General features: G+C 41.4%; 9 protein-coding genes. 6 read left to right on the top strand and 3 right to left on the bottom strand.

Annotation, left to right across the window (positions count from 1 at the left end):
- Positions 1-584, top strand: a 584-nt coding sequence (locus VB714_RS26205) for a DMT family transporter (RefSeq protein ID WP_323228185.1), incomplete at its 5' end; no start/stop codon positions are given.
- On the opposite strand, the gene VB714_RS26210 is transcribed toward VB714_RS26205, so the two are convergent.
- Positions 585-1835, bottom strand: coding sequence for a pentapeptide repeat-containing protein (locus tag VB714_RS26210; RefSeq protein ID WP_323228187.1), 1251 nt, complete (start codon positions 1833-1835; stop codon positions 585-587).
- A gap of 109 nt (positions 1836-1944) precedes the next feature.
- The gene (locus VB714_RS26215; protein WP_323228189.1) at positions 1945-2133 is read right to left on the bottom strand and encodes a hypothetical protein; all 189 of its coding nucleotides are present in this window, start codon (positions 2131-2133) and stop codon (positions 1945-1947) included.
- A 74-nt stretch (positions 2134-2207) separates the two neighbouring features.
- Here VB714_RS26215 and cbiE point away from each other — a divergent pair, with 74 nt between their 5' ends.
- The 4 genes from cbiE to VB714_RS26235 all read left to right on the top strand — a co-directional run bounded on the left by cbiE (position 2208) and on the right by VB714_RS26235 (position 5078).
- Positions 2208-3461 (top strand): precorrin-6y C5,15-methyltransferase (decarboxylating) subunit CbiE, encoded by a 1254-nt coding sequence (gene cbiE / locus VB714_RS26220; RefSeq protein ID WP_323228191.1) that lies wholly within the window; start codon positions 2208-2210, stop codon positions 3459-3461.
- Positions 3458-4306 carry a hypothetical protein gene (locus tag VB714_RS26225; RefSeq protein ID WP_323228192.1) on the top strand — a complete coding sequence of 283 codons (849 nt, stop codon included), beginning with the start codon at positions 3458-3460 and terminating at the stop codon, positions 4304-4306. The genes cbiE and VB714_RS26225 overlap by 4 nt, the downstream gene beginning before the upstream one ends.
- Positions 4307-4394: 88 nt before the next feature.
- Complete coding sequence (locus VB714_RS26230; protein ID WP_323228194.1) at positions 4395-4616, top strand: hypothetical protein; 222 nt, start codon at positions 4395-4397, stop codon at positions 4614-4616.
- Between the two features lie 18 nt (positions 4617-4634).
- Positions 4635-5078 (top strand): hypothetical protein, encoded by a 444-nt coding sequence (locus tag VB714_RS26235; protein ID WP_323228195.1) that lies wholly within the window; start codon positions 4635-4637, stop codon positions 5076-5078.
- 37 nt (positions 5079-5115) lie between these two features.
- Here VB714_RS26235 and era read toward each other — a convergent pair whose 3' ends face one another.
- Positions 5116-6048, bottom strand: a complete 933-nt coding sequence (gene era / locus VB714_RS26240; protein WP_204104489.1) for a GTPase Era — start codon at positions 6046-6048, stop codon at positions 5116-5118.
- A 358-nt stretch (positions 6049-6406) separates the two neighbouring features.
- Between era and cysH the strand changes: the two genes are divergently transcribed.
- On the top strand, positions 6407-7234 hold the full coding sequence (cysH, locus tag VB714_RS26245) for a phosphoadenosine phosphosulfate reductase (protein WP_323228197.1): 828 nt from the start codon (positions 6407-6409) through the stop codon (positions 7232-7234).
- The last annotated feature ends 208 nt before the right edge of the window (positions 7235-7442 follow it).

The following is a 7442-nucleotide window of genomic DNA, read 5'->3' on the forward strand; positions in this document are numbered from 1 at the left end:
CTATATTTACAACTATAGTGGGATGGATATTATTAAGACAACAGTTCGATCGTCGCTTTTTGCTGGGAATGGCGATCGCCGTTTTCGGTTCGATTGCCTTGGTTGCCAATGATTTTTCCCTAACAGCAGACAAACTAGCCGGAGATTCCTTGGCTCTGGCTTCTGCTTTATTCTGGGGAGGGTATTTACTGGTTACTGAAAAACTCAGAGATCGCTCGAGCATTATGGCGATCGCAACTTGGGAGAGTATACTTTCAACTATTTTTTTTCTTCCCGTAATGGCCATCTCTGGGGACGAACTATTCCCTCATTCTCTCCAAGGTTGGCTAACTGCGATCGTCTTGGGAATCTGTGTAATCTTCACAGTAGGACTGACTACTTATAGTCTCAAATGGTTATCTTCAGGATTAGTTGCAACGCTTTCCTTGCTCCATCCAGCTATCACAACAATCTTGGCTTGGAGCATTTTTTCAGAAACGCTAGATTTCCTAAATTTGTTAGCATTTCTGGTTATTTTGCTGGGTTCTTATTGGGTAACATCTAGTAAAACAGGAGTGAAAAATACATTTTATGAAATAGAATAACTATCGTCCTAATTTGTTGGGAATACCCGTACATCCCCCCGGAATGGTCGCGCAGGCTTGTTTATCGCCCCAGTAACAGAGATAAAGGCGTTGTTCTTCACTCAGGCGCTGAACCCCGGTGAAATCAGCTTTTTCGATGACAGCCCCCGTATGAGATCCGGTTTCATAATTGGGCGGGGCGGTTAGACTGCGAGGACTCGCCGTTTCTACGTTACCGTAAAAGAAACGAGTGCCTTTAATATCTGCTCCTCGTAAATTTGCTTCGTATAATACCGTCCGCGCTAAATTGGCTTTGACGAGATCGCAATTGCTAAAATTTGCCCCAATGACATAAGCATCGCTCAAATCTGTCCAGCGTAAATCGGTTTCTGATAAGTCGGCTCGGGCAAGCATAACACCGAGATCGATCACGCGCAAACCGTTTTGGCGGTCTTCTTCATAGCCTCCCGCACCGTCGAGGATAGCGCGTCCTAAGAGTCCATCTCGCCTCAAAGGGGTTAATAATTTAGATTGGGAAAGAAAGCGGATAATTTTGGCTTTTCCTGCTGCATCAACACTACTCAAAATTGCGGCGGTTCGTCCTTCTGAAAAGGCTCTTTCTTGCGGCCAATCTTCGAGTAATCCTTCGTCGCTTAAAGCCAGGTCGGAAATACCTTGAAAATAAGAGTCAATGGTTTGTTGTTGAGTAATGGCATTTTGGCGCATGGTTAAGTCCTTGGAAATGACATATTGTTGCCATGCGACATATACTGCAAGAACGGCGATCGCAATTTGACCGAGGGCTCCAAACCAATCTGCCCAAGAGCCAAACTCATCCCATTTATTGACCTGCAACCATAAGCCAATCCGATTAAAAATACCAAAAAATTGAGCAAATCCGGCGATCGCCGCGATCGTTCCTAATGTGCCTAAAACAATTCCTCTTTCCGAAGGCGTGAGGAATTTTAATAACCAACGTTGAATGGCGGGAAAAATGATTCGTAGGGAAACTAAAAGGGTGACGAGGGAACCGGCGAACAAAAGGAAGGAAAAATTGAAAAACCAACCTAATATAATTGTGCCAAATGCAACAAGAATAATGGTACTGCCTAAAGTTTGCGATCGCGCTTCCCAATTTTCGGAGTTTCTGGGGATGGTAAAGGTACGCGACACCATCGCGAGTTGTTTGGTTGTTGGTAGGGGAAGTCTTGACTGACTCTCGGTTTCGTTGTTGGGTTCGGTGGATAGTGGGGAGTCGGGTTTAGGGGTCATGGCGATCGCAGATTGGCAGATGGTTTTTCATTCTACTATGGGGTTTGTTCGGGTGCTAAAATGCAACACCGTTACTTCTTTACCCGACCATCTTTAATTGCCTTGTGAATCAACGCATCTTTTCTAGGGAAATCACATTATCGATCAAATTGCAAGCATCTTTGAGGGTAATTTGACCGAGTTCGACTGCTTGAATTAAATTCTGACTCTCTTTCGCGCTCAATAATCCTAACTCAGATTCTAAGTGTTTGATATAGTGCAGAAGTTCTTTGCGAGTGTAGGTTTTTAGTGTTACCACGGTTATTCTCCCTGATGCTTGTAAATTGCTGGTATTGCTCTCTACAGAGGAAATAAGGAGGGATCGGGAAAATTATGGAGAATTGTATTAAAGTCATTGGCATTGGGTTAGAAGGCGCGATTTCTCTCGATCGCCAAACATTACAACAGATTGAAGCTGCGACGGTGTTAGTGGGGAGTCGTCGTCATTTAGCTTATTTTCCCGAACATCCTGCAAAACGCTTAATTTTAGGGAAGTTTGGGGAAGCGATCGCCCATATCTCGGCATTTTGGCAACAAGGCGATCTCGTGGTTATTTTGGTTTCCGGAGATCCGCTCTTTTTCGGTTTGGGAAGGCTATTATTAGAGTCTTTTCCTTCAGAATCTTTGCAGTTTTATCCCCATGTTAGTTCTCTACAACTGGCTTTTGCACGGGTTAAAGTGCCTTGGCAAGATGCTAAAATTATTAGCGTTCATGGTCGTTCTTTGCAGGAGTTAACGCGATCGCTACAGCAAGGATGCGAAAAAATTGCTGTCCTTACCGATGAAAATAATTCCCCCTCCGCGATCGCCTCTCTTTATCTTGCTCTCGATCTTCCCACTTGTTATCAATTTTGGGTTTGTGAAAATTTAGGAGGGGAAGAGGAAACAGTTCGGAGTTATACAGCAGAATTGTTACAAAAGCAAACATTTTCCCCTCTCAATGTTCTAATTTTATTACGAGAAGAAGAAGCAAAATTAAATTTAGAGGAATTGCCACTTTTTGGTTTACCCGATGCAGTCTTTTTAAGTTTTCGCGATCGCCCCGGTTTAATGACAAAACGAGAAATTCGCATCTCTATTTTAGGAGAATTAGCCTTAAAGCCCAAACAAATTATTTGGGATATTGGTGCGGGGACGGGTTCTGTGGCTATTGAAATGGCACGTTTGCATCCTAATTCTCATATTTATGCTGTAGAAAAGACGGCAATGGGAGCTAATTTAATTCGGAAAAATTGTCAGCGCTTGCAGGTTAAAAATGTAACTGTTATAGAAGGTGCTGCACCGGATAATTTAACAGAATTACCCCATCCCGATCGCATTTTTATTGGAGGGAGTGGCGGAAATTTGCTTGATATATTGCCAATTTGTCAAGCAAAATTACAAAATAAAGGCGTATTAGTTCTTGCTTTTGCTACTTTAGAGCATTTGCATTCAAGTATTAGTTGGCTGCAAGATCGAGAATGGGATTATCGCTTACTCAATCTACAAATTTCTCGTTCTGTTCCCATTGGACAGCTTACTCGCTTTTCGCCCCTCAATCCTGTTACAATTATTACCGCAAAACTAGGCAAAATTATGTTAAAATGAAATCTAGTCTTTCTTTAGAAGGGAAAATGAATACAGAAAAAGTTATTTCCCGCGAATATAAAATTATGCTCAAAGCCGAAAAGTTTCAAGGAGAAACGGCAATTTTTCTTGCAGCTTCTGCTCTTTTTTGGCAAAACTTTAAAACCAACATTTCCGAGATTGTACCGGAAATCAAAGGAAATTTAGATCGAATTGAAAAGAATCGCTTAATTAAATTTTATGATACAAAAGAAAAATTATTAAGAACCAATAACTATGTTTTTCGAGAACGAATTGACATCGATGAAAATAGCCAAGAAGTAACCTTAAAATTTCGTCATCCCGATCGCTACATTTCTCAAGATAGAAATATGGATGCACGCAAAAAGAATAAAGGTACAACAAAATTTGAGGAAGATATCAAGCCTGATTTTTTGAAACTCTATAGTTTTTCGACAAAACAGAAAGTTTCAGAAACTAAAACTTTACAGACTTTAAACGATATTAGCAATCTATATCCCGATATTGAGAACAAAATCCCTGAATTCAAAAAAGATAGAGAAATTGTCTTAGTGGGAGATTTTGTTGCACGAGAAACAGTCATTACCAACGCTCAATTTACAATCCGAAAATCGCCTCTTGTAAAAGCTGATTGTGCTTTGGTTGTTTGGCGCGATCGCGAAATAAATCCTCACATTCCTTTACTCGTTGAATTTAGTTTTAAATATGAAGATGAAAAAGAGGAATATACTTATAAAATGGCTCAACGTGCTTATGATGTTTTCCAAGCATTACAGAAGATGGAAGATTGGATCGATCCCAATTCGATGACGAAAACAGCTTATGTTTATCATTTAGATTCGTAACAATATGATTCGTAACAATATGTTAACTTTATCCCGATCGCCCAATTGCGATCGCGCATAATGGAATTGGAATCTTAAAGGAATCTCAATGAACGTTTCAGAATTCGATACTTTGGCTCAATTTATAAATGGATTAAGTCAAGAGGAACTCGCTCAAAGATTGCAGGTTTCGGTGCTAAAACTCCAAGAAATGAGTCAAAACTCAGATTTTGAACAATGGAGTCAACAGCACGATCCTGAAGGTGTATCGTGGAAAATTGGTCAAAATAGACGTTATCTTGTCAATCTTGCTTTTAGCAAAAAATCCTAAAATAGTGGAGGTGAAATCATGCTTTATAAGCATACACAAATCGGAGTAACTATCCTTGTTATTCTGGCAATAGCTGCTCTTTTGATGGGGGTAATTGCACTTTTTATTAGCAAAGAAGCATCAATATGGAGTGCGATCGCAGTTATTAGTTCTCTTGCTGTTATTGCTATTCTTTTTGGCACTTTAACCGTTGAAGTTGAAGCAGGAAAACTCCGATGCTGGTTTGGGATGGGTTTAATTCATAAAGAATTTAATCTTACGGAAGTTACTGATGTGAAAATCATTAAAAATCCTTGGTTTTATGGATGGGGAATTCGGCGAGTTCCCGACGCATGGATGTTTAATGTATCGGGTTTAGATGCCGTACAAATGCAGTTTTCTTCAGGCAGAAAATTTCGGATTGGAACTGATGAACCTCGAAGACTTGAATCGGCAATTCGTCAAAATATGCACGAAACTTAAGTTAATTTAGAATATAAATATTGAGCGTTAATTTAATTTAAGGTTCAATTTTATAACCTAATTCAGACAGTTGTAAGCGAGATTGTCTCCATTTTAGTTCGATTTTTACAAAAAGTTCTAAGTAAACTTTTCCGACAATTAACTTTTGAATTTGCTCTCGGGCAGCAGTTCCAATCGCTTTTAACATACTTCCTCCTTTACCAATTAAAATGCCCTTTTGAGATTTACGTTCGACGCAAATATTGGCAAAAATACGAGTGATATTGGTATCTTCAATAACACGCTCAATAGTAACAGCAACAGAGTGGGGAATTTCTTCTCGAGTGAGGAGTAAAATCTGTTCGCGAATGAGTTCTCCCATGATAAAACGTTCGGGGCGATCTGTGACCAAATCGGGAGGATAATAATAAGGTCCTGTTGCTAATTTCCCGATAATATTTTGTTGCAGAGTTTCGATTCCTGCCCCTGTCAGTGCCGAAAATTTAGCAATTTCCCAATCTTTGTCCTCTCGTAATTGTGCGTAACTTTCCTCCCAATTCTCAGTAGCAAGATCGGTTTTATTTAAGCCTAAAATAATCGGGGTTTTGCTATTTTGGAGTAACTTGGCAACATAGCGATCGCCTCCTCCAGCAATGGTAGAACTGTCCACCACAAACAATAATAAATCTACCGATTCAATCGCCATTTTTGCATTCTTGACTAGCACTTTTCCCAACTCGTGATGAGGTTTATGGATGCCAGGAGTATCGACAAAGATGATTTGTGCTTCAGGAGTCGTTAAAATGCCTTTTAAGCGGTTGCGGGTTGTTTGAGAGATAGGAGAAACAATTGCTACTTTTTGACCCACCAATTGATTCATTAAGGTAGATTTTCCGACATTCGTGCGCCCAACAATTCCCACAAACCCAGACTTAAATTCGGGAGGTGCTAGGGGAATTTCTGGGAGCGTTAATTGTTGTTCTATATCCATGAGTGAGTTAGAAAGATAAAATGGTACGTTGGCTCAATTTAATAATACTGTTGATAGGGAGATCCGCCAGAGATTCGCCAGAGATCCGCCAGGGATTGAAATCCCTGTCTCATACAAAAAATCCATTAAAATGGATTAGCTGGAAAAAAATGCGATCGCGATCGCCTAAAAAAATAATTTCCCGGCTGAAATCAGAGTAAAACGAAAATACCGTACCCATGCAAAGGACAGGATAGCCGCAAGCGCAACATAATCTTGTCAAGATTTCCCCACAACTTGACAGAGGGTGCAAATTCCGATAGGTGTAAACTGAGTAAAAGAATTGAACTGCACTGAACTCAAGGGAGTTACACTCCGTATGACTACAACACAAATCGCTGATGCTATCAAGTTTGAGAAAAACACCGATTCCTCAAAGGCGATCGCCAGCATTAGGTCCGAAGCACCTCAACTGGACAATTTAAACGCCCTCAACCACCACTTTTCCGACACGAAAGCCAACGCTACAGAAATCGTGCAGTGGAGTGCAGAAACATTTGGTCGCGGCTTGGTCATGAGTACCAGTTTTGGCATTCAATCCGCCGTGATGTTACATTTAGTCACTCGCACGATTCCCAATATTCCCGTAATTTGGGTAGATACGGGCTATCTTCCCCCAGAAACCTATCGCTTTGCGGACGAATTAAGCCAACGCTTGCACCTGAATTTACAAGTTTATCAATCTCCCCTCAGTCCAGCGCGAATGGAAGCGCTACACGGTAAACTTTGGGAACAGCACGATGTTGAGGCATTCAACCGTTACGACAAAATCCGCAAAGTCGAACCGATGCAACGGGCATTAAAGGAATTAGGGGCAACCGCATGGTTAGCGGGACTTCGCAATAATCAAACCGATCATCGCAAAACCCTTGATTTTGTCAATATTCAATCAGAAATTTATAAAATCCTGCCCATTTTACGTTGGAATTCGCGGGATATTTATCAATACCTCACCGCAAACGATTTACCCTATCATCCCCTCTTCGACCAAGGTTATGTCACTGTAGGAGATTGGCATTCCAGTCGCCCTCTCATGGCAGGAGAAGACGATCGCGATACTCGTTTCCAGGGCTTAAAACAAGAATGCGGCTTGCACCTCCCTCAAACGGAAGGAGAAGCCGAAAGCCTCGATTCAAGTTCGCTTTAGAAACAACAGGAGGGTTGGTTATAGCGCTAGGCAATAGGCAATAGGCAACAGGCAATAGTAAGCCATGACTGGGTATTAGAAGTTAGAGATGTCCTAACCTTAATGCGTGGTGCTATATTCCCAACTCCCCCAACTCCCCCAACTCCCCCCACCCCCCCAACTCCCCATCTCCCCACACCCCCCCATCTCCCCACACTCCCCACACTCC

This window comes from Spirulina sp. 06S082 (genome assembly GCF_034932145.1).
In the GTDB taxonomy this organism is placed as follows: Bacteria; Cyanobacteriota; Cyanobacteriia; order Cyanobacteriales; family Spirulinaceae; genus CCY15215.

What these genes read in the sequence shown, in the direction of transcription:
- VB714_RS26210 (WP_323228187.1), bottom strand. Translation starts at nt 1,835, where the DNA reads ATGACCCCTAAACCCGACTCCCCACTATCCACCGAACCCAACAACGAA.
- cbiE (WP_323228191.1), top strand. Translation starts at nt 2,208, where the DNA reads ATGGAGAATTGTATTAAAGTCATTGGCATTGGGTTAGAAGGCGCGATT.
- VB714_RS26225 (WP_323228192.1), top strand. Translation starts at nt 3,458, where the DNA reads ATGAAATCTAGTCTTTCTTTAGAAGGGAAAATGAATACAGAAAAAGTT.
- VB714_RS26230 (WP_323228194.1), top strand. Translation starts at nt 4,395, where the DNA reads ATGAACGTTTCAGAATTCGATACTTTGGCTCAATTTATAAATGGATTA.
- VB714_RS26235 (WP_323228195.1), top strand. Translation starts at nt 4,635, where the DNA reads ATGCTTTATAAGCATACACAAATCGGAGTAACTATCCTTGTTATTCTG.
- era (WP_204104489.1), bottom strand. Translation starts at nt 6,048, where the DNA reads ATGGATATAGAACAACAATTAACGCTCCCAGAAATTCCCCTAGCACCT.
- cysH (WP_323228197.1), top strand. Translation starts at nt 6,407, where the DNA reads ATGACTACAACACAAATCGCTGATGCTATCAAGTTTGAGAAAAACACC.